Genomic DNA, 24,648 nt, shown 5'->3' on the forward strand with positions numbered 1-24,648 from the left:
AAAAAGCGGATAGAAATCTCCATCCGCTCTTAAATATTTTAAATTTAAACGAAACTTAATTTTTAATTATCTTTCTTGTTATCGATGATGTATTGCTATTAACTTTAAGTACATATATTCCTGTAGCGAATGCTGACATATCAATTTGAGATTGAATTGTTCCTGTAGCTATTTTTGTTCCAAGCACATTATATATTTCGTATGAATCTGCAATATTGTTTTTGTCTATTATGTAAATAATTCCTGTAGTTGGATTTGGGTATATTACAACATTTGTTAATTGAGATTCTTCTATACCCGCTATAGGTTCTGTATTAAATCGTGAAAAGTAAACATCGTAACTTCCTATAGAACTTATAAGATCCTCCTCATCGAACGGATTAAAATCTACATCTGTACCTTGAAAAGCACCAAAGGTTATAATTTCGTTGTTTTCATTAATTTCGAGTTGTGGGTTTACTTCTGCCAAAGGACCTCCAATTGTCCAATGGTTCACATAATTACCATCTGTGTCAATTTCTAATAGGTAGCTGTCGGTATTTCCATTGGAAGTACTTTCGGCAGTGTTGTCACTATTGTCAAAATCGGTTGTTACTAAGAAAGTTCCAGTAACAAAAAGATTTCCGGTGGCTTCATTTTTTCGCAAACTGTATACGTCTTCTAAATTTGTAGTATCATCACCCCCAATAGTATAACTAAATTGATAGTCTCCATTTGAATTAAATTTACTTAGATAACCATCGTAACCACCTAAGGCTGTAAACTCATTAACTCCGTCTGTAGGGTTTAAGTCTGTAGTTTCAGTATACATTCCTCCAATATAAATATCTTCATCGATGCTTTTTATGACTTTTGAAATTTCTGAAGCAGCACCCCCAAAGGTTTGCGCCCATAGGTATTCCCCATCTGAAGTAAATTTGGCCATAAAAGTGTCTCGAGCACCATTAGATGTGAATTCTGCATCTTCAGTTTCAGAAGGATTGAGATCTACTGTTTCTTCAAAATCCCCTATCATGAGTAAATCCCCATTTGCATCGAATTCCATGTCGTTTATTTGCACTAATCCTTCCGAAGTAAATGTTTTTACCCAAACATAGTTTCCATCGGTATCCAGTTTCAGAAGAAAACCATCTAGAGATGAGCCTCCTCCGGTGGATATAATTATTTCTTCTCCATCTGTAGAAGGGTCGAAGTCTGCATAAGCAAATCTACCTCCCACATAAACATTTCCGTCGGTATCTACTTCAATACTATAAGAGTCTTCATTTGCTACTGCCGCAGGATTGCTTACTTGTTTTGCCCAGATAAAATCCCCATTAGGATCTAATTTTATAATAAAGCAATCACGACTTGCAAATGGAGAAGGCTGCATTAATAAAAATTCTTCTGGTCCTGGATCAGCATCAAAAGAGTCTGGACCTGCTCCTGTAAAATATCCAGTGATATAAATATTGTCATTGATATCTATTGCTACGTCGAGTGCTACATCGTCCATAAACCCTCCAAAGCCTTTAATATCTAAAGGTGTTCCATTGCTGTCGTGTCTGGTTAAAAACCCGTCAGCGTTTCCACCTTCCCAAGTAATTGTTGCATCCCCTAATGTTAAGGTTCCTGAATATAAACCGAGTGTGAAAATTTCCCCTTGACTGTTAACGGCAGAGCGATAATTAATGTCGATAGAAGTATCACCAATGCTAGTGGTTCCAAAATATTCTTGCGCTCTTACGAGATTCGTAGTAACGATAAGAAATGTTACTATTAAAATGTGAGTAATTGTTTTCATTATATAAAAATTATAGTTAATTATTTAGCGTTTATATTAAATTCTAATCCTATTCCACGCACGCTTTGCAGGCGTATAGAGGGATCTTTTTTAAAGTATTTACGAACCCTGCTTATAAAAACATCCATACTTCTTCCCGAAAAGAAATCTGTTTTATTCCAAACGTGTGCGAGTATCTCATCTCGTTTAATAAGTTGATTCTTATTAGTATTGAGGTAATAAATAAGCTTTGCTTCTTTAGCAGTAAGTCTTTGCATTGTATTGTCTATGCGTAATTCAAGATTTCGATAATCGAAAGTGTAATTGCCAATATCTATTATACTATTTGTTTCATCATCAGGCTCTATAATACTTTGTTGCTTTACTCTTTTAACAATATTCTTAATTCGAAGAATGAGTTCTTCAGCTTCAAAAGGTTTAGCGATGTAATCATCGGCTCCTAGTTTTAAGCCTTTTATTCGATCCTCTTTTGTTTTACGTGCTGTGAGAAATAGAAAAGGCATTTCTGGTTTTATGGTAACAATTTTTTTTGCTAATGAAAACCCATCCATCCTCGGCATCATGACATCTAATATGCATATATCAAAATCTTCTTCTTGGAAGAGTTGGTATGCTTTTTCTCCATCCTTCTCCCACTTTATCTGAAAATTATTTAATTCTAGATATCGCTTTAGCATGGTACCCAAGTCTTGATCATCTTCTGCTAATAATATTTTCCAGCTCATACAATTGGGATTTTAATGATAAATGTAGCTCCGTGATTTACTCGGCTATGTACTGTAATTGATCCATTATGTGCTTTAATTATTTGTTTGGTATAATAAAGTCCTAATCCAAGTCCTTTAAAATTATGGGTGTCTTTTTCCCCTACACGGTAAAATTTATCGAATATATATTTTTGATATTTTTCTGAAATTCCAATCCCATCATCTGTTACCGTTATGTGATGAACATTTTCTTCTTTTATAATTCCGTAAGACACTACGAGTGTTCTCCCGCCATATTTTATGGCATTATTTAATAAGTTTATTATTGCAGTACTTAAGTAAAAATTATCTGCACTTAATAAAATTCCAGTGTTGTCGATATGGGTGATAATATTCACTTCTGAATGTAATGTTAAGCGATAATCTTCTATTACTTGTTTCATAAAAAGACTTCCATTAAGTTCTTCTTTGGATAGTTTAATCTCTTGATACCCCAAGCTACTTTGCAACACTTGATCGATAAGTTTTTGTAGTCTTATGTTTTGTCGATTAACTACCTCCACTGCTTCTGAAGCAATAGTGCGATCTTGGGCATACGAACTTGTAAGAGTTTTAGTAGCCAAGGATAAAGTAGATAAGGGAGTTTTTAACTCATGTGTGATATTATTAATGAAATCGGTTTTAATTTCAGCAAGTCTTTTTTGCTTTAATAAATTCTGAATCGAATAATAGAGAAGTGCAACAACAAAAAGTAAAAGGAGACTAGAAACAATAAAAAGTCCCGATAACTCTTTAAATAATATGGTGTTCCAATCGGTAACATTCATGTAAATACTAGACTTAAAGGTAAGATCGAATTTATCTGGTACGCCATTATTTAAAAATTCGTGGTCTTTTTGCCAAGTACTATTATTAATTAGCATGGCATCTTCTTGTTTAAAATTTTGACCTACAAGAAGTATGGTGTCTGGAGTAACTTCTGAAATTATAGTTTCAGAGTTCCCATCATTATTAGTTAATGTGATGCTAGTTACTAGTTTTTTAAACTTAATGTTGATACCAGGAATTTGAGATTCGATCCCTTGTTTGTAAAGATTTAAAAACCCAGGATTTATCTCTTTAGCTTTCTGCTGAAGACCCTCAACAGCTTTATCTTTGGTGAGGTTGCCACTTTTATACTCCTCTAAATGATAAAGAAAATCGTTTCGATATAACCAAAGAATTGAATCTACTTCTTTTGTATTATAAACTTTAGCTACAGCATTTCGGGCATCGATCGTAATTGTCTTTTTCTTAAGCTCATACGAGTTATAGATAAGATACCCCTGTATTGCAATAAGCGCTAATAAAGTAATTACAGCAGCTATTATTAAGCCTTTGGTTTTTAATTGCATATCGTAAAAGTAGGTGTTAGATAAGCCATTAAGGTACAAAAAAGCATGCGTTAACCGATCGTTAACCTAACTGTTACTAGATATGAATTAGAACTAAAAACGTTTTTTAAACGTTGAATAATAATTAAAGCTATAAAAATCTGGATTTTAATTCTGGAGTCGGAATCATACAGCTATCTTTTTTTCCGTACCATTTGTAGCGATTTTTTGCGACGTAATCGTAAACTTTGTTTCTTATAAAAGTAGGAATAATTATAAAGGCATAGAGCAGGGGATAAGCACCAGACAATCCTTTAGCAATGCGAAGTGCTGCTGTAGATTTAACGTAAGCGGTATTGTTCTCAATAAGAATAATAGAATCTGTATCGTTAGGGTCTATAGTAAACTCTTCGGTAAGCGAAGCTCCAATTTCGCTCTGTAAAGCAGCAAATTGGAAACGATTTTTTGGATCATGACGAATTACAAAATTGATAGAGCTATTGCACAAATTACAAACCCCATCGAATAAAATAATGCTATGTTTTTCTGTTTTGTCCATGAATTATAGTGCAATTAGATTTAGATGTTTTTTAAATTTCCTAATTCCCCATTTCTCACTTAAACTTTCTCCAATTCATCCATACTTACATCTGCGGTAAACATTCCATAATTCACAATAGCTTTTTTCTTTTCGATGCTATCAATTGTTCCTATGGCACGCCCATCTATCATTCTAACTCTGTCGCCAACTTTAAGTATAACTTTCGGTTTTGGAGGTGGTGCTTTTTTAGCTTCTGCTTTTTCTTTCTTTTTTCGTTCTCGAATTACTTCAACTTTTTTCTCTACTTCTTGCTGAACTTTTTTTTCTTTAGCTTTTACAACCTTTTTTACTTTAGGGGCGAGCTTTTTTCGTTTGCTGTTTTCTATCATGACCAGCTTCATTAATTCATCTGTAAGCTGTTTTTTTCGTTTGTTGTTGAAATAAGATTCCGATAACGAATCGAACTTCTTACCTAAGCTAATCATCTTTTGGTTCGCATCATATAATTCTTGATACCGTTCTAACTTCTCTTGAACTTTAGCATTTATTTCTTCCAATTGCTTACTTTCCCCCCGTGCTTTCTCTTCTTCAGATTTTAATGAAGCAGAGGTTTTACGGAGTGCCGATCGTTCTTTTTGAAGGTTCGCAATTGTTTTATCGAATCGAACTTTTCCGCGTTCTATTTTTTTCTTCGAACGGTTAATAAGACTGTACGGAATGCCATTTTTTTGTGCAACTTCAAATGTAAACGAACTTCCAGCTTCTCCTAAATGAAGTTTATATAAAGGTTGAAGCGATTTACTGTCGAACTGCATGTTTGCGTTAATGGCATGCGGTAATTCGTTTGCCAGTAGTTTCAGATTAGTGTAATGAGTCGTGATTATTCCAAAAGCTTCTCGTTCGTAGAATACCTCCAAAAAGGTTTCAGCCAATGCTCCACCTAATTCGGGATCACTTCCGGTACCAAATTCATCAATTAAAAAGAGGGTCTCGTTATCACATTTCCGAAGAAACTGATTCATTTTTTTTAATCGGTAACTATACGTACTTAAATGGTTTTCGATAGATTGGTTATCTCCAATATCGGTAAGAATACGCTCGAAAAAACAGAGTTCACTTTGTGGATCCACAGGAATTAACATTCCACTCTGTATCATTGCTTGTAATAGTCCTACGGTTTTTAAAGTGATACTTTTTCCCCCTGCATTTGGACCTGAGATCACAATAATTCTACTTTCTGGCTCCAGTGCGATGCTTTGCGGAAATGTCTTTTCGTTTCTTTTTTTATTTGCTGTTAAAAGTAGAGGGTGATACGCATTTACAAGAGAGAGTCTTTTTTCTGAAGTAAGTAACGGCAACACTCCATCAATACTAATGGCATATTTTGCTTTGGCGTAAAGAACATCCATCGTCGAAAGATAGTCTTGATAATCGGCAAGCAATGAAGCATACGGACGAATTTGTTCGGTGAGCACCTTTAAAATTCGTTTTACTTCTTCCTGCTCTTCATACACAAGAGTGCTAAGTTCGTTGGCATATTCCAGCGTTTCTTGCGGTTCTATATACACAATACTTCCTGTTTTGGAAGTACCTAAGACTGCGCCTTTAATTTTTCTTCGGTGCATGGCAGTCACGGCAAGAACTCTTCTATTATCGACGATTGTCTCTTTTATGTCATCTAAGTATTCAGCTTTTACATAACGTTGCAACGCTCTTGAGAAAGAGGCATTAATTTGTCCTTTCACCAAGTTGAGTCTTCTGCGAATGGCGTCCAGTTCGGGTGAAGCATCATTTTTTACTTCACCGTATTTATCAACTACTTTATTAATTGCTTCGGAAATCATCCCAGTATAAGCAACTCTTTCTGAAAATGCATTTAGATATATATAGAACTCTTCAAATTTTTTAAAGAATTTAAGTAATATTCTAGTCGTTTCTGAAACACTTAAAATGCGACGAAATCCGGAGATCTCTAACGTACTGTTTTCAATTTCAAATAACTGAAGTTCTTTAAATATGGGCTCGAAACCATGATTTGGAATTCGATTATCTCCGTCGAATGAAGCTACAAACTCTTTTACCCTATTTAATTCGGGCGCAATGTCGTTTGTATTTCTATAGGGAGCAATACCAGCTACTTTTCGTGTGCCTGGTTCGGTTACACAAAATGCTGAAACCTGACTCAAAACCGTGGGAAACTCAAGGTCTTCTAAGGTTTTTTTATGGATTTTTGTCTTTGAATTCTGTTGCAATTTTTATTCTTAATTTTGAAAAAGTAAAAGTACAAATAATGCAGATAAAAATAGAGGAAGGTTGGAAGTCGGTTTTAAAAGATGAATTTAAAAAACCTTACTTTGAAGAATTGACTCGTTATATAAAAACCGAATACGAACAACACACATGTTTCCCGCCAGGCAATGAAATTTTTGCAGCATTCGACCATACACCCTTTAATGAAGTAAAAGTGGTGATTCTAGGACAAGATCCTTATCACGGGCCAGGCCAAGCTAACGGACTTTGTTTTTCGGTAGCCGATGGAATTGCTCATCCTCCCTCGCTTCAGAATATTTTTAAGGAACTTGAAACCAATATTGGGGTGCAACTTCCTGATAGTGGAAACTTGCAACGATGGGCAGATCAAGGAGTTCTTTTGCTAAATGCTACGTTGACAGTCCGTGCTCACAACGCAGGCAGTCATCAGAAAAAAGGATGGGAACAGTTTACCGATGCTGTGATTAGTGCACTTTCAGAACAACGAGAAGATCTTGTCTTTCTTTTATGGGGTGGATACGCAAAGAAGAAAGGAGCCAAGATCGATACTACCAAGCATCTTGTACTTACTAGCGGACACCCATCCCCATTGAGCGCCAATAGAGGATATTGGTTCGGAAATCAACATTTCAGTAAAGCCAATGACTATTTAAAAAAACTTAAAAAAATGCCAATTGAATGGTAAATAAGCCATCAAAATTGTAATATGTATTATGAAAAAAATTATTTCTCTACTATTATTATCTGTTATTTCTGGTGTTCATATAAGTTGTGCACAAGAGAAAGCACCTTTTTCGATTCATCCAGAAAGTTTTCAGGTAGATCCAAGTAAAAAAATTATTGTACTTAATATAGATGCAATAGAGAGTGATCCTGAAACTCCACTAAGCACCATTACATTAGATACGACCTATCATTTCGAAACACCGATAGCATCGTTATCGAACAGTGAAGTGTACCCAGTTTCAGTAGGGGAAGAACAATTCAGTTTGTATGTTACAAAATCTCCGATCCTTTCAATTACGGTTAAGGATGATATTGTTGATTTTCCGAAGAAAAATGCGGAGTTTCATTATTACGATGCCGACACTACGTTTACCAGTGCTGCAGGAATTGAGCTACGTGGAAATCTATCGCTTACCTATCCCAAGAAATCGTTTAATGTAGAATTTTATACCGATACAATTTCGAAAGGAAAAAAGGAAATAGACTTCAAAGATCTTCGGAAAGAAGACGATTGGATTTTAGACGGTCTTTACAATGAACCCTTATTTGTTAGAGCAAATTTTTCTCAGACACTTTGGAAAGATATGTACGAACCGCATTACGCTTCAGAAGAGCCCAAAGCCCGAAGTACGATCGATGGGTTTTATGCAGATCTTTTTATCGACGGTGAGTATCGAGGTGTCTATTTCTTTTCAGAAAAAATAAACCGATCCTTACTGAAACTAAAGAAAATGAAAGACGGTGTTGCCAACGGATTGCTTTTTAAAGCATCGAATTATGTAAATGGAACTGCATTTAAAGGCGCTCCAGAATTTAATAATAATTTACCGATGTGGGGTGGTTTTGAGATGAAATATCCTTTTGAAGATTATGTAGCGCATTACGATGATTTCTATAAAGCGGTTAAATTCGTTGCCGAATCGAACCCAAAAGCGTTCGAAGCTGAGATTGACTCCTATTTTGTTGTGGATAATTTAATGAATTATTTTTTGTACATAAATTTAATTCGTGCTACCGATAACTTAGGAAAAAACTACTATATGGCTCGGTACGATAAAGAGACTCCTTTTTTTATTGTTCCGTGGGATCTTGATGGCGTACTTGGAACCATTCAAGACGGGAAACGAATTGCAACAACAAACGACATTTTGAGTAATAATTTATTCGATCGTCTGTGGAATGAGAATCCGAATAACTATAGATCGAAGGCAATTACGCGATGGAAAGAATTGCGAAGAGGGGAGTTTAGTGATGAAAAAATTAGCAATCGAATAGAAGAGAATTACTTAAAATTAAAAGAAAACAACTTTTATGAAAGGGATGCAAAGGTATGGAATGTCTCTCACGACGAAGAAAACCTAACTTACCTTAAAGAATGGCTTGAAAATAGATTGTTGTACCTAGATGGATATTTTAAAGAATAAAATACCTCTGATTATTACTTATAAAAAAGAAATTACTCTTCTTCGGGTACTTCGGGATCTGTAGCATCGTTACAGCTAAATTCTAAAAGTAGATAGTTAGTAACAAGTAAGGCCCCCAAAATGATTAGAAAGATTGTCATATTGCTTACTGTTTTATATTTAAAAGATGCAGTAAGTATAAATGGGTTGCGTTAACAGATCATTTTTTTAAAATTTGTGTAATACCCTGTTTTTATTGATCTTATCGTCGATAAGCTGTAATTTTTTTAATTGTGTTTGAATTTTTTCGAGCTGTGAATCTGTTAATTGTGACTGACTCCATTCGGTAAGCGACAACCACTTTTGTACATCTTTAAGTTCTAATTCGTATCTATTAGCAATCATCACATCGATAGAAGGGATGTCTTTAAATTCTGAAGTAGTTCGATTAATGATTTCAATAATTTTTTTAACCGCGTCTTCATCTTTCTCTAATACCTCGTCACGAACTGCAATAACGAAGCAAGGCCAAGGGGTAGGGCATTCACCTACCAATCGAAATGTTCCGTTATCTACATGAGGTTTGGTCATAAATTTCTCCCACATAAAATAATCGCCATTTCCTTCAGGAAGATTTTTTAGTGCTCCATCAAGATTTTTTATTACCGTAAAATCAAGGTCTTTTTCGGTATTCCAGCCTTGTTGTTCCGCATTTACGAAAGCCATTAAGTGGGATCCCGAACCGTATCTACTAATAGCCGCCTGAGTACCTTTTAATTCTTTAACCGAATTATAGTCTGAATTTTCAGCCACGTGAATTCCCCAAAGCAAAGGTGTTTCAACAAATACTTGTACAATTTTACACGGATTTCCATTAACAATATCGCGTACCATTCCTTCGGTTAAAATAACTGCCATATCAATCTCACCTTCGCGCAATGCTTTGCACATTTCTCCAGTACCTCCCGAGTAATCTTTCCAACGTAAATTTATATCCTCTTCTTGATATTCTTTATCACGTAGTGTTAAATACCAAGGTAAATTAAAGTGTTCTGGAACACCACCAATTTTAAAATTTTTCATGCTACTAGAATGGATAAGGTTTTTTGAATTAACAGATCAACTGTCTTTTGGGGTTGTTTGCTGAATGTTTGGTCACATCGATTCGCTAAGATAGCATTTAATGAAATAGCACGATGCCCCAACAAAGTCGCCATTCCATAAATTCCTGATGTTTCCATTTCAAGATTGGTAATTTTTTTCTTCTGAAACTGAAAACTGGTAAGTTTGTCGTTTAACATGTTATCTTCTGTTTGAAGCCTAAGAACGCGACCTTGCGGCCCGTAAAACCCAACATTGGTGGCAGTACAACCTTTTAAAAAATCGGTTTCAGAAGAGAATAATTTTAATAGTTCGGTGTCTGCTGAAACTACATATGGGGTTGATTTATGGGCATTCCAGTTAGTATGCTGTACAAATGCTTCAGAAAAAGCGGAATCTGTAAAAGAAATATTTCCGTAGAAATGAAGCAGATTGTCAAAACCAATCGCTGTTTCAGTAACTAAAAATGAATCTATAGGAATAGTTGGTTGTATAGCCCCAGAAGTTCCAATACGAATTATAGTAAGTTTGGTAAGGTCTTTTTTAACGCGACGTGTCTTAAAATCGATATTAGCAAGTGCATCGAGTTCATTTAGAACAATATCGATATTATCGGTTCCAATTCCGGTAGAAATAACGGTTATTCGTTTTCCCTTATAGGTACCAGTATGTGTTTTAAACTCTCTTTTTTGTACCTCGACCTCAAGAGCGTCAAAGTGTTTTGAAACTGCTTCAACACGATCGGGATCGCCTACGGTAATAATGGTTTCTGCAATATCAGCAGGTTTTAAATTTAAGTGATATATACTTCCGTCGTCATTGAGAATTAATTCACTTGATGTGAGGGCAGGTTGTTTCAAACTTGAGTTTCTGTTTATTTAAGAGTTGTTTCTTAAGAAGCTAAATGTTGCATGCTTCTATCGTATTGAGTGGGTTAAAATGCCAAATTTAAAATTTTAAATAGACCATTTACTTTATCCGCCAACGCGCTTAGTTTTAAATCCTTTTTCTTGTAAAAATTTCATAATGCGATCGCGATAATCACCTTGAATGATAATTTTTTCATTTTTAAAACTACCACCCACACTTAATAATTGTTTTATTTCTTTGGCAAGTTTTTTAAAGTCGCTATCTGCTCCGGTATATCCTTCAATAATAGTGATAGGTTTTCCTTTACGCTTTTCGTATTTACAAAGTAACGGATCATCTTGAAGCCAAAGAGTTTCTTTATTCTCAAGGCTCGCAGGTTCTTCCGATGTTTCGTGTTCGGGAAATAAATTTTTAAGTTGGTCTTCTAACGATTTCAAAAATAATTAATTTTAAAAGTTCTTACGTGAGTGGATGCATTACTTATTTTTTAATCAAACCTATTTCTACCAGTCGTTGATGTAAAAAATCTCCTGCAGTAATATCATCAAATGCTTTTGGGTGTTCGTCATCTACACATTCCTCCAAACAATCGAGACGCATATCGCCTCTTGGATGCATAAAAAATGGGATAGAATAGCGTGGAGTGTTCCATTGCTCTTTTGGTGGATTTACCACCCGATGTATGGTAGATCTTAACTTATTATTGGTGTGTCTTTCTAACATATCTCCAACATTTATTACTAATTCATCGTCTTTAGGTATGGCGTCGATCCATTCACCGTCTTTACGAAGAACTTGTAAGCCTCCTGAAGAAGCTCCCATTAAAAGTGTAATTAAGTTAATATCACCATGAGCACCAGCACGAACCGCACCTTTTGGTTCTTCGGTAATTGGAGGGTAGTGAATAGGGCGCAAAATACTATTTCCATTGGCTGCCCAATGATCGAAATAATGTTCCTCTAAACCAATGTATAAAGCCAACGCTCGTAATACATAAATTCCAGTTTTTTCAAGCATACGGTAAGCCTCCATTCCGGTGTGATTAAAATCTTTTAATTCGGTGACTTCAACATTGGCAGGGTATTCCTCTGGGAGATCCGCATCTGCATCTGGTTCTTGACCAAAATGCCAAAATTCTTTTAGATCCCCTTCTTTTTTTCCTTTGGCATGCTCTTTTCCAAAAGAAACATAGCCACGTTGTCCGCCTAATCCTTCTATTTCATATTTCTCCTTGGTTTCTAACGGAAGTGCAAAAAAAGATTTAATTTCTTTATATAGTTCTTCAACCAATGTATCACTCAAAAAATGATTTCTAAGAGATACAAAACCTATCTCTTCGTATGCGGTTCCAATTTCCTGAACGAACTTTTCTTTTCTTTTTGGATCGTCCGAAAGGAAGTCGGCAAGATCTACACTTGGTATATTATTCATAATACTTTATTTAATAGTACAAATATACCAAATTCACTTCGGAAATTCCTCAATAAAAAAACCTCTAAAATCTTTGAAAACATGCTATTTTTTCTACATTTGATATATATTTTCTGAAATCTTTCAGAAGCAACCCAATTCTATGAAGTCTCAGATTGTTCCTAAGATCCATTTCGATTACGACCGAACCAATATTAATAGTGATACACTTGTATCTCTTTACAGAGCAATGCTTAAACCACGCCTCATTGAAGAGAAAATGATGATTCTCTTACGACAAGGAAAAATCTCAAAATGGTTTAGTGGAATAGGACAGGAAGCTATTTCTGTAGGAGTAGCAAGTGTGCTAAATTCGAATGAATATATTTTGCCAATGCACCGAAACCTAGGTGTGTTTACCACCCGCGAAATTCCTTTATATCGCTTGTTCTCACAGTGGCAAGGGAAAGCAAACGGATTTACAAACGGTCGAGATCGTAGTTTTCACTTCGGAACCCAAGAATTTAATATTGTTGGAATGATATCGCATCTAGGACCCCAATTTGGTGTTGCCGATGGAATTGCATTAGCAAACCAATTGAAGAAGAATGATCATGTATGCGCCGTCTTTACAGGCGAAGGAGGAACTAGCGAAGGTGACATTCACGAAGCACTAAATGTCGCTTCTGTTTGGCAATTACCCGTTTTGTTCTGTATTGAAAATAATGGGTACGGTCTCTCAACACCAACCAGCGAACAATATAATTGTGAACATCTTGCAGATCGAGGAAAAGGCTACGGAATGGAATCGCACATTATCGAAGGAAACAACATTCTTGAGGTTTATAGCAAACTTAAAGAGTTGGTTTCAGATATGCGTAAAAACCCCCGTCCAGTATTATTAGAGTTTAAAACCTTTAGAATGCGTGGACATGAAGAAGCAAGTGGAACGAAGTATGTACCTACAGAATTAATCGACTTTTGGGGCGAAAAAGATCCGCTTATAAATTTTGAAAAATATTTGATTTCTGAAGAATTATTATCGGAAGAAATGATTGAAGCTTTTACGAATGCGATTAAACAAGAAATTGATGAAAATCTAGAGAAAGCTTTTGAAGAACCAACGATTGAAGCTGATTTAACAAAAGAGTTAAATGACGTGTACTCAAGCTTTAAATACCAAGAAGTTGCGCATACTAATGATGTTGAAAATATACGACTCATAGACGCAATTTCTGAAGGACTAAAACTCTCAATGAGAAAACATGATAATCTTGTTATCATGGGGCAAGATGTTGCAGAGTATGGTGGTGTTTTTAAAATTACAGAGGGTTTCGTTGAAGAATTTGGAAAGGAACGTGTACGTAATACACCTATTTGTGAATCTGCCATAGTTTCGGCAGCTATGGGATTATCTATTAATGGGTTTAAAGCTGTTATGGAAATGCAATTTGCAGATTTTGTAACTTCTGGATTTAATCCGATAATAAATTATCTCGCTAAATCACATTACCGTTGGAATCAGAAAGCAGATGTAGTAATACGTATGCCTTGTGGTGCAGGGGTAGGAGCAGGTCCTTTTCATAGTCAAACTAATGAAGCTTGGTTTACACATACCCCAGGACTCAAAGTAGTATACCCTGCATTTCCTTATGATGCGAAAGGGTTACTGGCTACTGCAATAGAAGATCCTAATCCAGTGCTCTTCTTTGAGCACAAAGCTCTTTATCGTAGCATTCGTCAAGATGTTCCTAAAGAGTATTACACATTACCAATTGGAAAAGCAGCGACATTAAGAGAAGGAGATGCAATTACTATAATTTCGTATGGAGCAGGAATTCATTGGGCTATCGAAACATTAGACACACTCCCAGATGTAAAAGCAGATCTTATCGATCTACGAACTTTATCACCTTTAGATACAGAAACCATCTTTGCTTCTGTTTCAAAAACAGGTAAAGCGATCATCTTGCAAGAAGATTCGCTATTTGGAGGAATTGCATCCGATATATCGGCATTAATTTCAGAACACTGTTTCGAAAAATTAGACGCCCCAGTAATGCGTGTGGCTAGTATAGAAACTCCTATCCCTTTTGCAGCGGCATTAGAATCTCAGTATCTTCCAAAAAATAAATTTAAAGAGGCATTAATAAACCTACTAGCTTATTAATACTTTAACATTTGCTGTTAAACTTTAGACAAACATTCTCTACACAACGTCCTGTTGCTGTACCTTAGCTGTATTACTAATCATCAAAACTTAAACATTATGGTACGTTGGATCGTTATTTTTTTAGTCATTGCATTAATCGCAGCAGTATTCGGATTCGGAGGAATTGCAGAAGGAGCTACAGATATTGCAAAAATTATTTTTTACATCTTCATAGTATTACTGGTACTTTCACTTTTGTCCAGACTTTTTAGAAGATAATAAGCAAATAACAACTTAATTATTAATCACTTAACTTAAATTAAATATGAAAAAGATCATATTACTTTTAGTTTTAGGAGCTACCATGTTCGCATGCGGAGTTCCCAAAACTGTACAAGAATCACGTAAGGTTATTAAAGGATATTGGAATCTTGATAAAATAACTTATAATCAATCAGGAAATTTTAATGTTACAATGTTCAACGATACATCGACAGAATGTTTTGAAGGAACTACATGGAGATTTATTCCAAACAATAATACAGGTGTATATTCGGTAAACGACGCAAATTGTCCTACTGGAGATCGAAATTTCGTTTTTACGATACAAGAGATTGACCCTAATACTGGATTGTACGATTTTCTTTTAAAGCCTACCAATGCTAAGAATAAATCTGAAGACGATAGAGGTTTCAGATTGCAGTTAAAGCAATTAAATGCTAATTCTATGCAATGGCAACAAACGGTAACTTTAGAAGGTGAACCGTTTAAAATTAATATGAACTTTTCTAAAATTGAAGAATAATGAAAACATTTTTTAAACAACTTTCGCTAGCTGGTTTAGCATTAGTATTTATTGCTAGTCTTAGTAGTTGTGAAGCAACACAAAACGCAAATAATAAACAAAAAGGTGCTGTTATAGGTGCTGCAGGAGGTGCTGTTTTAGGTGCCATTCTTGGGAACAACATCGGTAAAGGTGGAAATGGTGAAATTGGAGCTGTTTTAGGAGGAGTCGTTGGTGGTACCGCGGGTGTTCTTATTGGTAACAAAATGGACAAACAAGCGCAAAAAATTGAAACTGAAATTCCAGGAGCTCAAGTAGAGCGAGTAGATGATGGAATCGTTGTAACATTCGATGAAAACAGTGGAGTTTATTTCGACACCAATAAATATAATATTAATTCAGCATCACAAGTGACTCTCGATAAACTTGCAGGAGTTTTAAGAGAATATCCAGATACAGATGTATTGGTAGTTGGTCATACAGACAGCACGGGTGCTGACGATTATAATATGACGTTATCTAAGAATAGAGCGTACGCAGTGACCAATTATTTCACACAGAATAAAGGATTATCTAATTCGCGTTTTACAACCAATTGGTTTGGTGAGCAAAGCCCTGTTGGAGATAATAACACAGTAGATGGACGACAACAAAACCGTCGTGTGAACGTAGTAATTGTGCCGAATGAAAAAATGAAGCAAGATGCCGAGCAAGAAGCTGGTAACTAATTACTAAGTAGATACCCATCTATTTAATGAAGCTCGTTCAAATTTTTTTTGAACGAGCTTTTTTTATATCGTTCATAGTTTTACATTTAGAAAATGCATAACAAAAAATACGACCTCATTATTATTGGAGCAGGGCTAGCTGGACTTACAGCAGCCATACACCTCTCCAATAATAATCTTAGTATTTTAGTATTAGAGCGACATACTTTTCCACGTCATAAAGTATGTGGAGAATATATATCTAACGAAGTACTGCCTTACCTTAAGCATTTAGGAGTTGATCCTTTACAAGCTGGTGCAAAAATGATAGATCAATTTTTAATAAGTAATAAAAAAGGGGCAACGTTAAACACCTCTTTACCTCTTGGAGGATTCGGAATTAGTCGATATGCATTAGATGAGATGCTCTACAACAAGTGCAAACAAACTGTCGATTTTGTATTTGAATCTGTTGAAACTGTAAATTTTACTTCGGAAAGATTTACTGTAGAAACGCAGTCTAAATCTACTTTTGAAGCCAAATACGTACTAGGGGCTTTCGGGAAACGATCGAACCTCGACCTACATCTGAAGCGCTCTTTTATACAGCAAAAAACTCCTTGGATGGCTGTTAAAGCACATTATAAATACGATCTTTCGGAAAAATCGGTACAGCTTCATTCGTTCGATGGAGGCTATTGCGGACTTTCAAAAGTAGAATCAAACGCAGTGAATGCTTGTTATTTAACAACAGTATCTTCCTTTAAAAATGCTTCCTCAATCAACGATTTTCAAAATAGAATTCTATCACAAAATCCGCATCTTCATAAATTTTATTCCGAAGCAATTCCAATTTTCGAAAAACCATTAACGATAAGTCAAATATCATTTCAATCTAAAAATGCTGTTGAAAATCATATTTTTATGGTAGGTGATAGTGCAGGATTAATACACCCCTTATGTGGCAACGGAATGGCAATGGCTATTCATAGCGCTAAATTATTTTCAGAGTTGTTTCTGGAAGCATATCATTCTAAAAGCGTCTGTAGAGCCGACTTAGAAAAGGAATACAGCAAACGATGGAACGAGACATTTATAAAACGATTACAAGCAGGCGAGCGTATTCAACGTATCTTACAGCATCCTATTGCAATGAAAGTTGGGTTTGGTATTGCTAAAATTGTTCCTTCAATTCTTTCTCCGATTATACAAAGCACACACGGAAAGCCTATAGTTGTATGACGTATTTCTCTTCAACATATCGTTCTAAAGAACCTGAGTTTATGGATGAATTCGACCTACAAGGAGTCGAAATGGAACGAGTATTAACCGATCTAAAGAATGTAAATAGATTATTAGGTGGTAATAAAGTAACCCGAAAAGGAATTGCTTATTTACTTAAAAATGCTCCAAAAAATAAGGTATACACCCTCATCGATATTGGTTGTGGTGATGGAGAAATGCTTCGACAATGTGCTCGTTTCGGAAAATATAATGGGTATAATTTTCAACTCATAGGGATCGATGCGAATGGTTATATTTTAAAAGAAGCAAGAAAAAGATCTAGTAACTTTTCAAATATTCAATATCTAAATAACGATTTATTTTCGCCTACGACGACGCTTCCAGAATGCGATATTGCGTTATGCACTCTGTTCTTACATCATTTTGAAGAAGCTAAAATTATTCAATTACTTACCAAACTTTCCGAAGTATCGAAAGTAGGGGTTGTGGTTAACGACTTACAACGAAGTCGATTGTCTTTCGTATTATTTTCGGTCGTACGGCATTTTCTATTGCGAACAAAAACAGCTCGTAATGATGGATTGGTGTCTATTGCTAGGGGATTTAAACGAAAAGAACTAGAGTTACTTTCAGAAAAAATTCCGAAGCAAACCTCCCGAATTCGATGGAAATGGGCGTTTCGATATCAATGGATTTTAAAAACAATTAATTAATACCAAACACACCATATGAGTGTAAAAATAACAACTGTAGCCACACAATTACCTCCATATACGAGAGAAACCACCGAGATTTTACCCTTTGTTGAACAATGGCTGCAGGGGCAAGATTCTAGATTTCAACGAAAAGTGATGAAAATTTTTGAAGGAGCAGGGGTAGATCGGCGCTATTCGATTATGGATGCACATGAAGTTTTTCTAAACACTAGTTTTGAGGAGCGAAATGATATCTATGTTCGAGAAATTAAAAAACTTGGACGAAGATCACTTGAAAAAGCACTTGAAAAAGCACAATGGAATCCAACCGATATCGATTATATAATTACTGTAAGTTGTACAGGTATCATGATTCCTTCTGTAGATGCATATCTTATCAACGAACTTAAAATGAGGCAAGATGTAGTGCGTCTTCCAGTTACAGAAATGGGATGTGCCGCTGGGGTTTCGGGGATTATTTATGCTAAAAATTTTTTGAAAGCCAATCCAGGAAAACGGGCTGCTGTAATTGCTTTAGAATCTCCAACAGCAACATTTCAGCTTGAAGATTATTCGATGGTTAATATAGTTAGTGCTGCCATCTTTGGTGATGGTGCTGCCTGTGTATTAATGTCTTCAAATGAGGACGATCAGGGCCCAGAAATAATTGATGAGGCGATGTATCATTTTTATGATGCTACTACCATGATGGGCTTTAAACTAGTGAATACAGGGTTGCAAATGATCCTCGATAAAGAAGTACCTCAAACTATTACAGATCATTTTCCGAAGATTGTACATCCCTTTTTAAATCAAAATGGAAAAAAGATAGAAAATATTGACCATCTTATTTTTCATCCAGGCGGAAAAAAAATTGTTCAAACCGTGGAAAAACTTTTTGGAAGCTTAGGAAAGAACATAGACGACACCAAAGAAGTACTGCGACTGTATGGAAATATGAGCAGTGCCACAGTTTTGTATGTGTTAGAACGTTTTATGGATCGAGGAGTTGAAAAAGGTTCTTTAGGACTTATGTTAAGTTTCGGACCGGGATTTTCGGCACAAAGAGTGTTACTCAAATTTTAATTCTGAAATTTAAAAAGAGTATCTTTAAATACTAAATGAAAGAATCTCTATGAAACCGGAACAAATTCAAAATGAACTTCCGTACGCAAAACCGTTTTTATTTGTAGACAAACTAGAGCATGTCGATGAAAATGGTGCACGCGGACATTATACTTTTCCTGAATCTTCCTTTTTTTATGAAGGGCATTTTCCTGAATATAAAATCACTCCGGGAGTTATTTTAACCGAATGCATGGCACAGATCGGCGTTGTAGCGCTGGGAATCTATATCTATAATCTTGAATTTCCAGGAGCCCGAATACGAATGGTAGATGCCGCAGATATTGATGTAAGCATTGCTCTAGCAGAAACACATATCGACTTTAAAAAACCGGTCTTTCCAAATGAGAAAGTGACCGTAATTTCAACCAAAGAGTATTATCGTTTTAACAAGCTTAAATGCAAAGTTGAAATGCGGAAAGAAAATGGCGATCTTGCCTGCCGTGGTTTTATAAGCGGTGTAATTATTCCACAAAGTCGACGTGGATAAACAGCGAGTTGTTATAACAGGATTGGGGGTGGTAGCGCCTAATGGTACAACACTCTCACAATTTAATGAGGCGATACGCTCTGGTGTGTCTGGAATTCAACACTATCCACATCTTGAAGAATTGAGCTTTTCGTGCTGCATAGGCGGAATTCCCTCTATTTCTGAAGAAAGAAAAAGAGAGTATTTTACAGAATTACAGCTTCGAAATTTTAAAAGTAGCGGCATATTATATGGCGTTATTGCTGGGCTTGATGCTTTGGAAGACGCTGGGATTCAACGCGCAGAGAAAAATGCTGATCCGTTATGGGATCTGGGAATAATCTTCGGAACAGGAACCAGTGGGGTTGACAAATTCAGAGAAGCGATTTATAAAGTAGATGAAGGAAATGTACGTCGTTTGGGAAGTACTACCGTGGTACAAACAATGGCAAGCGGCATTAGCGCTTATCTGGGTGGCATGATTGGAGCTGGCAATGTGGTTACCACAAATTCTTCAGCATGTGCTACCGGTGCCGAAGCAATTCTTTTAGCGTATGAACGTATAGCCTACGGCAAAGCGCAACAAGTGCTTTGTGGAAGTACAAGCGACGATGGACCTTACTTATGGGGTGGTTTCGACGCAATGAAAGTAATAACATATAAACATAACGATGCGCCTAAGAAAGGATCTCGCCCAATGAGTGCCACAGCAAGCGGATTTGTGCCTGGAAGTGGGGCAGGAGCCCTCATTCTTGAATCTTTAGAAAGTGCTGAGCATCGAGGAGCTAAAATCTATGCTGAAGTTTTAGGTGGAGCTATAAATAGTGGAGGACAACGAGGTGAAGGTAGCATGACCGCTCCTAATAACAAAGCAGTGCAACGTTGTATTACCGATGCATTAAAAAATGCTAAGATAAATCCTTCTGAAATAGATTACATTAATGGACATCTTACCGCAACTGTAAAAGATCCCGTAGAAATTAACAATTGGTGTGCTGCATTAAACAGAAGCGGGAAAGACTTTCCATACATTAATTCGCTTAAAGGTATGGTAGGGCATTGTCTTGCAGCAAGTGGTAGTATAGAAATAGTTTCAGCAATTCTACAATTAGATCAAGGGTTTGTGTTTCCAAATATAAATTGTGAAGATCTGCATCCTGAAATCTTATCTAAAGTTGATGCTGAGAAGATTCCGAAGCAATTAGTGAAAACTACGTTAAAAACCATTGCAAAAGCGAGTTTTGGTTTTGGCGATGTAAATGCCTGTATTATCTTTAAAAAAAAATAAACTATGACCACCGAAGTTATTTATGCTAAACTGCTTCCTATTATAAAACGATATTTGCCAGAAGATGTTGATACTAATACGATACAGCCCGATAGTGATCTAACAGATGAGCTTAATATAAACTCTGCACACCTTGTAGATGTCGTACTCGATGTAGAGGATGAGTTTGAAATAGAACTTGAAAATAGCGATATCGAGCAATTAAGAACAATGAATGATGCCATTGCAATTATTCAGAAAAAAATAAGTTAAGCTAACGGAAGCTATTTTCCAAGGAACTTGTTTAATCCCTAAATCATGATTTTTATGAATTTCAGACTCTTATTACTTTGCTGTATATTTTTATGTATATCGAATGTACAAGCGCAAGAAACTACCGAAACACTTTTAACAGAGGCTTACGCTAAAGCACAAGCTGAAAACAAAAATGTTTTTGTGAAATTTGAGGCTTCATGGTGTGGTTGGTGTAAACGGATGCAAACACAAATGAAAGATTCGGAGCTGGCTCCATTATTTGATGCAAATTACGTGATCGTAACCTTGGTTACTAAAGAAACTAAACGCTTAAAAGGTCTGGAAAACCCAGGAGCTTTCGAATTGTTAGAAAAACATAAAGGAGTTAAAGCTGGACTGCCTTTCTGGCTAATTTTTGATGCTAAAGGAAATTTAATTGGAGATTCGCTTGATGCTGAAGGAAATAATTTAGGTTGTCCTAGTGCGGTTAATGAAGTTAGTGTTTTTCTTGAAACCCTTCAGAAGACCTCTAATTTATCGGAAACAGAGCTTCAAATGATTGGAGAAACATTCCGTTCAGAATAACTAGTTCATGTTTCACATACATCTTCCGAAGTTTGCACCACAACGCCTAGCTATAAAACTTAATGTAGCTGGAGAAAGAAGTGTGCGCAATGGGCATCCGTGGATTTTTTCAGAAAGCATAGAAAAAATAAATAAAGAAGCACATTCTGGGGATGTTGCAATTATCTTTAGTCATTCTAAAAATAAACCTATTGGAGTGGGATTATACGATCCCGACTCTCCAATTCGGCTCAAAATGTTGCATAGTGGGGGAGGTGCCCAAATTAATTCAGCCTTTTTTGCAGATAGAATTGAACGAGCCTTTTCGCTGCGTCACGAGTTATTAGAAACGAATACCAATAGTTATCGACTACTTTTTGGAGAGAACGATGGTTTTCCAGGATTAATTGCAGATGTCTATGCGGGAGTACTTGTAATTAAATTATATTCCACTATTTGGTTTCCTTACATTGAGCAAATTATTGAGCATTTAATTACTATTTCAAATTGCGAAGCCGTAGTTATTCGTTTAAGCAGACGGCTTCAGCAAACAGAAAGTTATGGGCTTAAAGATGGAACCATTTTTTATGGTAATCTAGACAATGAAACAGTTCATTTTATTGAGCACGGAGTACATTTTTCAGCACATGTAATTCTTGGACATAAGACAGGTTATTTTTTAGATCATCGAGAGAATCGAAGACAAGTAGGGCTGCTTTCCAAGAGTAAAAAAGTATTGGACGTATTTTCGTATGCTGGCGGTTTTTCGGTACACGCATTGGCAAATGGAGCGACCGAAGTTACAAGTGTAGACATTAGCAAACAAGCCTTAGAGTTGGCTGTAGAAAATGGAAAACTTAATGAATTTAAAGGGGTACATACCACACTTGCAGGTGATGCGTTTACTGTCTTGCAACAACTTATAGAGCAAAAGAAAACCTTCGACGTGGTAGTTATCGATCCTCCTTCATTCGCGAAGAGTAAGAAAGAGGTGGATATTGCTAAAAAAAAATATTCACAATTAGCGAAACTAGGAATTGCACTTACCGCGAAAAATGGGTTGCTAGTTTTGGCATCATGTTCTTCACGCATTACTTCTGAAGCGTTTTTTGCCATCAACGAAACAGTTCTTAATTCTCAGCATCGAAATTATAACGTTGTACAAAAGACGAACCACGATATTGATCATCCTATTTCTTTTTCTGAAGGAGCCTATTTAAAATGTGGTTATTATCGTTTCATTAATTAATCATTTACATAACTTGGAGTTTACAAGGCTTCTTCCCTTATAGTAACAATGAAGTAATTAGATAAAAAAAACGCTTTCGAAGTACTTCGAAAGCGTTTTTCAATTAAATATTGAAATAAAATTATTTAAAATTTTCGTCTTCAGTTTTTGAAGAAATAATAGGTTTTTCGGTATGCATGGTTTTTTCTATTCCAGCAGATTCAACATCGAAAAAGTTCATAATATTGGGTGGGTTTTCGATTTGTTTAATCTTATTCCCTTTTATAGCGATAGGTTGTGTAAGAACTTCAGAGTTATTTTGAAGGATCTTCACCCAATCTACCGAAGTAAACTCTGAGGTATCTTCAACCTTCGCAACTCGCTTGTCTACAAGATCACCAATTTTACATCCTAATTTATCGGCAATTTCGGCCCACTGTGTTCCAGTAACTTCAGTTTTTGCAATGTCGATGGTTTGAATTTTATCTTCCATACCTTGCAAATAACTTAACGTATGTGTACCAACACGTGTTTCACTACTATATATTAATGTTAATTGCCTATCATCTGTTGCAATTACTCCCATAGTTTTCATTTAATTTATTTTTATTCAGAACATTAATATGTCTGCATTTTTTCTTTCTTTTTTTGTAACTGCGTTTTTAATTCGCTCACTGTTTTTGCAATAGCGGCTTCAAAAGAACCATTGGCAGTTTCAGCAAATAAAGTTGCTCCCGGTACATTAGCACGAATTTCACAAATTTTTCCAAGGTCTTCCCCTTTCATGTTTTGTTTTTTGAAATAGACATCCACGCCTACGATAAAGTCGTATTTTCCTTCTAACTTATTTAATTTCTCTGTTACCATTGCTTCAAGTCGGGTACTTGCAGCTACGTCTTTGTATTCAAAATTGATATTCATATGCATTGTTTTTAAGTTCGTTCTTAAAGGTACAATGCCCTGTTAGGCTTAACAAGGATTTTAATAATTATTTGTGAAATATCAAGGAGTTGTGTTGGTTTCTTCGGAAGGAATTACAATCGAAGCTATTATTCCGCTAGCAAGTGCTAGTATAATGATCCCGAGCGATATCCACTCTGGAATTTCAACGTGATGAGCCAATATCATTTTTACCCCAACAAATGCAAGAATAACTACTAAGCTATAATTAATGTATCGAAATTTCTGAAGCATTCTCGAAATAAGAAAATACATAGAACGTAATCCGAGTATCGCTAATATATTAGAGCTAAATACTATAAATGGATCTGCGGTGATGGCTAAAATTGCTGGAATGCTATCTAACGCAAAAAGTATGTCTGTAAGTTCGATAACCATGAGCGCAATAAAAAGGGGCGTGGCTGCTCGAATTCCCATTCTCCGAATAAAGAAACGATCGCCATCCATTACTGGAGTTACAGGGAAAATCTTTTTTAAAATTTTGTACGCGGCCGATTTTTTAGGATTAAATTTTTCACCAGACGAGGTAGCCATCTTAAAAGCTGTAAAAAGAAGAAACGCGCCAAATACATAAATAACCCAATCGAATTTGGTAATTAAAGTAACTCCAAAAAGAATCATTAAAGCTCTAAAAACAATGGCTCCTAAAATTCCCCAAAATAACACCCGATGCTGAAACTTCTCAGGTATAGCAAACGACGAGAAAATTACTGCGATTACAAACACATTGTCGATACTTAATGAAAGTTCGATAAGATATCCTGTAATATATTTCAAGACAGCATTTTCTGGAGTGAGTCCAGTAGGGTTTTCAATTAGTTCGCTAGAAAATAGCCAGTATATTACTCCAGAAAAACTTAATGCTATGGTTACCCAAACAGATGTCCAGATAGAAGCTTCCTTTGTTTTTATAACATGTGCTTTCTTATTAAAAACACCTAAGTCTAAGGCAAGAAAAATGATAATTATAGTAATAAAACCTCCCCAGACAATCATAATTTTTTTTTCAAAA

Annotated in this window: 26 protein-coding genes; 14 read left to right on the top strand and 12 right to left on the bottom strand. The window is 35.7% G+C overall.

From position 1 onward, the window contains the following. Window positions 1-55: 55 nt before the first annotated feature. From ULVI_RS10745 to ULVI_RS10765, 5 genes are all read right to left on the bottom strand, one after another. Window positions 56-1,783 carry a T9SS type A sorting domain-containing protein gene (locus ULVI_RS10745; protein WP_068592672.1) on the bottom strand — a complete coding sequence of 576 codons (1,728 nt, stop codon included), beginning with the start codon at window positions 1,781-1,783 and terminating at the stop codon, window positions 56-58. A gap of 20 nt (window positions 1,784-1,803) precedes the next feature. Beyond that, a complete protein-coding gene (locus ULVI_RS10750) occupies window positions 1,804-2,508 on the bottom strand; it encodes a response regulator transcription factor (RefSeq protein ID WP_068592674.1) in 705 nt (234 codons plus the stop codon). Then, complete coding sequence (locus ULVI_RS10755) at window positions 2,505-3,884, bottom strand: sensor histidine kinase (RefSeq protein ID WP_068592676.1); 1,380 nt, start codon at window positions 3,882-3,884, stop codon at window positions 2,505-2,507. Before ULVI_RS10755 ends, ULVI_RS10750 begins: the two co-directional genes overlap by 4 nt. A 130-nt stretch (window positions 3,885-4,014) precedes the next feature. Beyond that, window positions 4,015-4,422 carry a thiol-disulfide oxidoreductase DCC family protein gene (locus tag ULVI_RS10760; RefSeq protein ID WP_068592678.1) on the bottom strand — a complete coding sequence of 136 codons (408 nt, stop codon included), beginning with the start codon at window positions 4,420-4,422 and terminating at the stop codon, window positions 4,015-4,017. 59 nt (window positions 4,423-4,481) lie between these two features. Further along, entirely contained in the window at window positions 4,482-6,656 is a 2,175-nt protein-coding gene (locus ULVI_RS10765) for an endonuclease MutS2 (RefSeq protein ID WP_068592680.1), read from the bottom strand. 38 nt (window positions 6,657-6,694) lie between these two features. On the opposite strand from ULVI_RS10765, the gene ung reads away from it, so the two are divergent. Next, complete coding sequence (gene ung / locus ULVI_RS10770) at window positions 6,695-7,360, top strand: uracil-DNA glycosylase (protein ID WP_068593095.1); 666 nt, start codon at window positions 6,695-6,697, stop codon at window positions 7,358-7,360. Window positions 7,361-7,388: 28 nt separating this feature from the next. After that, on the top strand, window positions 7,389-8,825 hold the full coding sequence (locus ULVI_RS10775; protein WP_068592683.1) for a CotH kinase family protein: 1,437 nt from the start codon (window positions 7,389-7,391) through the stop codon (window positions 8,823-8,825). A gap of 207 nt (window positions 8,826-9,032) precedes the next feature. Here ULVI_RS10775 and ULVI_RS10780 read toward each other — a convergent pair whose 3' ends face one another. The 4 genes from ULVI_RS10780 to ULVI_RS10795 all read right to left on the bottom strand — a co-directional run bounded on the left by ULVI_RS10780 (window position 9,033) and on the right by ULVI_RS10795 (window position 12,206). Further along, window positions 9,033-9,887 (bottom strand): substrate-binding domain-containing protein, encoded by an 855-nt coding sequence (locus ULVI_RS10780; protein WP_068592684.1) that lies wholly within the window; start codon window positions 9,885-9,887, stop codon window positions 9,033-9,035. Further along, on the bottom strand, window positions 9,884-10,765 hold the full coding sequence (locus tag ULVI_RS10785; RefSeq protein ID WP_068592686.1) for a nucleoside phosphorylase: 882 nt from the start codon (window positions 10,763-10,765) through the stop codon (window positions 9,884-9,886). Before ULVI_RS10785 ends, ULVI_RS10780 begins: the two co-directional genes overlap by 4 nt. 114 nt (window positions 10,766-10,879) lie before the next feature. After that, complete coding sequence (locus ULVI_RS10790; protein WP_068592688.1) at window positions 10,880-11,212, bottom strand: translation initiation factor; 333 nt, start codon at window positions 11,210-11,212, stop codon at window positions 10,880-10,882. 43 nt (window positions 11,213-11,255) lie between these two features. Beyond that, a complete protein-coding gene (locus tag ULVI_RS10795; protein ID WP_068592690.1) occupies window positions 11,256-12,206 on the bottom strand; it encodes an isopenicillin N synthase family dioxygenase in 951 nt (316 codons plus the stop codon). Window positions 12,207-12,348: 142 nt separating this feature from the next. Here ULVI_RS10795 and ULVI_RS10800 point away from each other — a divergent pair, with 142 nt between their 5' ends. The 12 genes from ULVI_RS10800 (at window position 12,349) to ULVI_RS10850 (ending at window position 22,697) form a co-directional block, all read left to right on the top strand. Further along, a complete protein-coding gene (locus ULVI_RS10800; RefSeq protein WP_068592691.1) occupies window positions 12,349-14,355 on the top strand; it encodes an alpha-ketoacid dehydrogenase subunit alpha/beta in 2,007 nt (668 codons plus the stop codon). 99 nt (window positions 14,356-14,454) lie between these two features. Beyond that, on the top strand, window positions 14,455-14,616 hold the full coding sequence (locus tag ULVI_RS15340; protein WP_082830848.1) for a DUF1328 domain-containing protein: 162 nt from the start codon (window positions 14,455-14,457) through the stop codon (window positions 14,614-14,616). Window positions 14,617-14,662: 46 nt separating this feature from the next. Continuing rightward, window positions 14,663-15,142, top strand: coding sequence for a lipocalin family protein (locus ULVI_RS10805; protein WP_068592694.1), 480 nt, complete (start codon window positions 14,663-14,665; stop codon window positions 15,140-15,142). After that, entirely contained in the window at window positions 15,142-15,849 is a 708-nt protein-coding gene (locus tag ULVI_RS10810; protein ID WP_068592696.1) for an OmpA family protein, read from the top strand. The genes ULVI_RS10805 and ULVI_RS10810 overlap by 1 nt, the downstream gene beginning before the upstream one ends. 93 nt (window positions 15,850-15,942) lie before the next feature. Beyond that, window positions 15,943-17,070 (top strand): NAD(P)/FAD-dependent oxidoreductase, encoded by a 1,128-nt coding sequence (locus ULVI_RS10815; RefSeq protein ID WP_068592698.1) that lies wholly within the window; start codon window positions 15,943-15,945, stop codon window positions 17,068-17,070. Beyond that, window positions 17,067-17,786 (top strand): methyltransferase domain-containing protein, encoded by a 720-nt coding sequence (locus tag ULVI_RS10820; protein ID WP_068592700.1) that lies wholly within the window; start codon window positions 17,067-17,069, stop codon window positions 17,784-17,786. The genes ULVI_RS10815 and ULVI_RS10820 overlap by 4 nt, the downstream gene beginning before the upstream one ends. Before the next feature lie 15 nt (window positions 17,787-17,801). Then, window positions 17,802-18,854, top strand: a complete 1,053-nt coding sequence (locus ULVI_RS10825) for a type III polyketide synthase (RefSeq protein ID WP_068592704.1) — start codon at window positions 17,802-17,804, stop codon at window positions 18,852-18,854. 49 nt (window positions 18,855-18,903) lie between these two features. Further along, window positions 18,904-19,383, top strand: coding sequence for a 3-hydroxyacyl-ACP dehydratase FabZ family protein (locus ULVI_RS10830; RefSeq protein ID WP_068592706.1), 480 nt, complete (start codon window positions 18,904-18,906; stop codon window positions 19,381-19,383). Next, entirely contained in the window at window positions 19,376-20,650 is a 1,275-nt protein-coding gene (locus tag ULVI_RS10835; RefSeq protein ID WP_068592709.1) for a beta-ketoacyl-[acyl-carrier-protein] synthase family protein, read from the top strand. The genes ULVI_RS10830 and ULVI_RS10835 overlap by 8 nt, the downstream gene beginning before the upstream one ends. 3 nt (window positions 20,651-20,653) lie before the next feature. Next, window positions 20,654-20,902 carry an acyl carrier protein gene (locus ULVI_RS10840; protein WP_068592711.1) on the top strand — a complete coding sequence of 83 codons (249 nt, stop codon included), beginning with the start codon at window positions 20,654-20,656 and terminating at the stop codon, window positions 20,900-20,902. A 54-nt stretch (window positions 20,903-20,956) separates the two neighbouring features. After that, window positions 20,957-21,469, top strand: a complete 513-nt coding sequence (locus ULVI_RS10845; RefSeq protein WP_068592713.1) for a thioredoxin family protein — start codon at window positions 20,957-20,959, stop codon at window positions 21,467-21,469. A gap of 7 nt (window positions 21,470-21,476) precedes the next feature. Next, window positions 21,477-22,697, top strand: a complete 1,221-nt coding sequence (locus ULVI_RS10850; RefSeq protein ID WP_068592715.1) for a class I SAM-dependent rRNA methyltransferase — start codon at window positions 21,477-21,479, stop codon at window positions 22,695-22,697. Window positions 22,698-22,818: 121 nt separating this feature from the next. Here ULVI_RS10850 and ULVI_RS10855 read toward each other — a convergent pair whose 3' ends face one another. The 3 genes from ULVI_RS10855 to ULVI_RS10865 all read right to left on the bottom strand — a co-directional run bounded on the left by ULVI_RS10855 (window position 22,819) and on the right by ULVI_RS10865 (window position 24,632). Beyond that, window positions 22,819-23,271 (bottom strand): hypothetical protein, encoded by a 453-nt coding sequence (locus ULVI_RS10855; RefSeq protein ID WP_068592717.1) that lies wholly within the window; start codon window positions 23,269-23,271, stop codon window positions 22,819-22,821. A gap of 23 nt (window positions 23,272-23,294) precedes the next feature. After that, window positions 23,295-23,597 carry a ribosome hibernation-promoting factor, HPF/YfiA family gene (gene hpf / locus ULVI_RS10860; RefSeq protein ID WP_068592719.1) on the bottom strand — a complete coding sequence of 101 codons (303 nt, stop codon included), beginning with the start codon at window positions 23,595-23,597 and terminating at the stop codon, window positions 23,295-23,297. 81 nt (window positions 23,598-23,678) lie between these two features. Then, entirely contained in the window at window positions 23,679-24,632 is a 954-nt protein-coding gene (locus ULVI_RS10865; RefSeq protein ID WP_068592722.1) for a TerC family protein, read from the bottom strand. Between the last annotated feature and the right edge of the window lie 16 nt (window positions 24,633-24,648).

It is taken from the genome of Cochleicola gelatinilyticus (assembly GCF_001637325.1).
In the GTDB taxonomy this organism is placed as follows: domain Bacteria; phylum Bacteroidota; class Bacteroidia; order Flavobacteriales; family Flavobacteriaceae; genus Cochleicola; species Cochleicola gelatinilyticus.

Coding starts and splice junctions, on each gene's coding strand:
- ULVI_RS10850 (WP_068592715.1), top strand. CDS start 21,477: ATGTTTCACATACATCTTCCGAAGTTTGCACCACAACGCCTAGCTATA.
- ULVI_RS15340 (WP_082830848.1), top strand. CDS start 14,455: ATGGTACGTTGGATCGTTATTTTTTTAGTCATTGCATTAATCGCAGCA.
- ung (WP_068593095.1), top strand. CDS start 6,695: ATGCAGATAAAAATAGAGGAAGGTTGGAAGTCGGTTTTAAAAGATGAA.
- ULVI_RS10865 (WP_068592722.1), bottom strand. CDS start 24,632: ATGATTGTCTGGGGAGGTTTTATTACTATAATTATCATTTTTCTTGCC.
- ULVI_RS10805 (WP_068592694.1), top strand. CDS start 14,663: ATGAAAAAGATCATATTACTTTTAGTTTTAGGAGCTACCATGTTCGCA.
- ULVI_RS10820 (WP_068592700.1), top strand. CDS start 17,067: ATGACGTATTTCTCTTCAACATATCGTTCTAAAGAACCTGAGTTTATG.
- ULVI_RS10810 (WP_068592696.1), top strand. CDS start 15,142: ATGAAAACATTTTTTAAACAACTTTCGCTAGCTGGTTTAGCATTAGTA.
- ULVI_RS10755 (WP_068592676.1), bottom strand. CDS start 3,884: ATGCAATTAAAAACCAAAGGCTTAATAATAGCTGCTGTAATTACTTTA.
- ULVI_RS10800 (WP_068592691.1), top strand. CDS start 12,349: ATGAAGTCTCAGATTGTTCCTAAGATCCATTTCGATTACGACCGAACC.
- ULVI_RS10760 (WP_068592678.1), bottom strand. CDS start 4,422: ATGGACAAAACAGAAAAACATAGCATTATTTTATTCGATGGGGTTTGT.
- ULVI_RS10830 (WP_068592706.1), top strand. CDS start 18,904: ATGAAACCGGAACAAATTCAAAATGAACTTCCGTACGCAAAACCGTTT.
- ULVI_RS10795 (WP_068592690.1), bottom strand. CDS start 12,206: ATGAATAATATACCAAGTGTAGATCTTGCCGACTTCCTTTCGGACGAT.
- ULVI_RS10745 (WP_068592672.1), bottom strand. CDS start 1,783: ATGAAAACAATTACTCACATTTTAATAGTAACATTTCTTATCGTTACT.
- ULVI_RS10775 (WP_068592683.1), top strand. CDS start 7,389: ATGAAAAAAATTATTTCTCTACTATTATTATCTGTTATTTCTGGTGTT.
- hpf (WP_068592719.1), bottom strand. CDS start 23,597: ATGAATATCAATTTTGAATACAAAGACGTAGCTGCAAGTACCCGACTT.
- ULVI_RS10780 (WP_068592684.1), bottom strand. CDS start 9,887: ATGAAAAATTTTAAAATTGGTGGTGTTCCAGAACACTTTAATTTACCT.
- ULVI_RS10825 (WP_068592704.1), top strand. CDS start 17,802: ATGAGTGTAAAAATAACAACTGTAGCCACACAATTACCTCCATATACG.
- ULVI_RS10845 (WP_068592713.1), top strand. CDS start 20,957: ATGAATTTCAGACTCTTATTACTTTGCTGTATATTTTTATGTATATCG.
- ULVI_RS10750 (WP_068592674.1), bottom strand. CDS start 2,508: ATGAGCTGGAAAATATTATTAGCAGAAGATGATCAAGACTTGGGTACC.
- ULVI_RS10815 (WP_068592698.1), top strand. CDS start 15,943: ATGCATAACAAAAAATACGACCTCATTATTATTGGAGCAGGGCTAGCT.
- ULVI_RS10855 (WP_068592717.1), bottom strand. CDS start 23,271: ATGAAAACTATGGGAGTAATTGCAACAGATGATAGGCAATTAACATTA.
- ULVI_RS10840 (WP_068592711.1), top strand. CDS start 20,654: ATGACCACCGAAGTTATTTATGCTAAACTGCTTCCTATTATAAAACGA.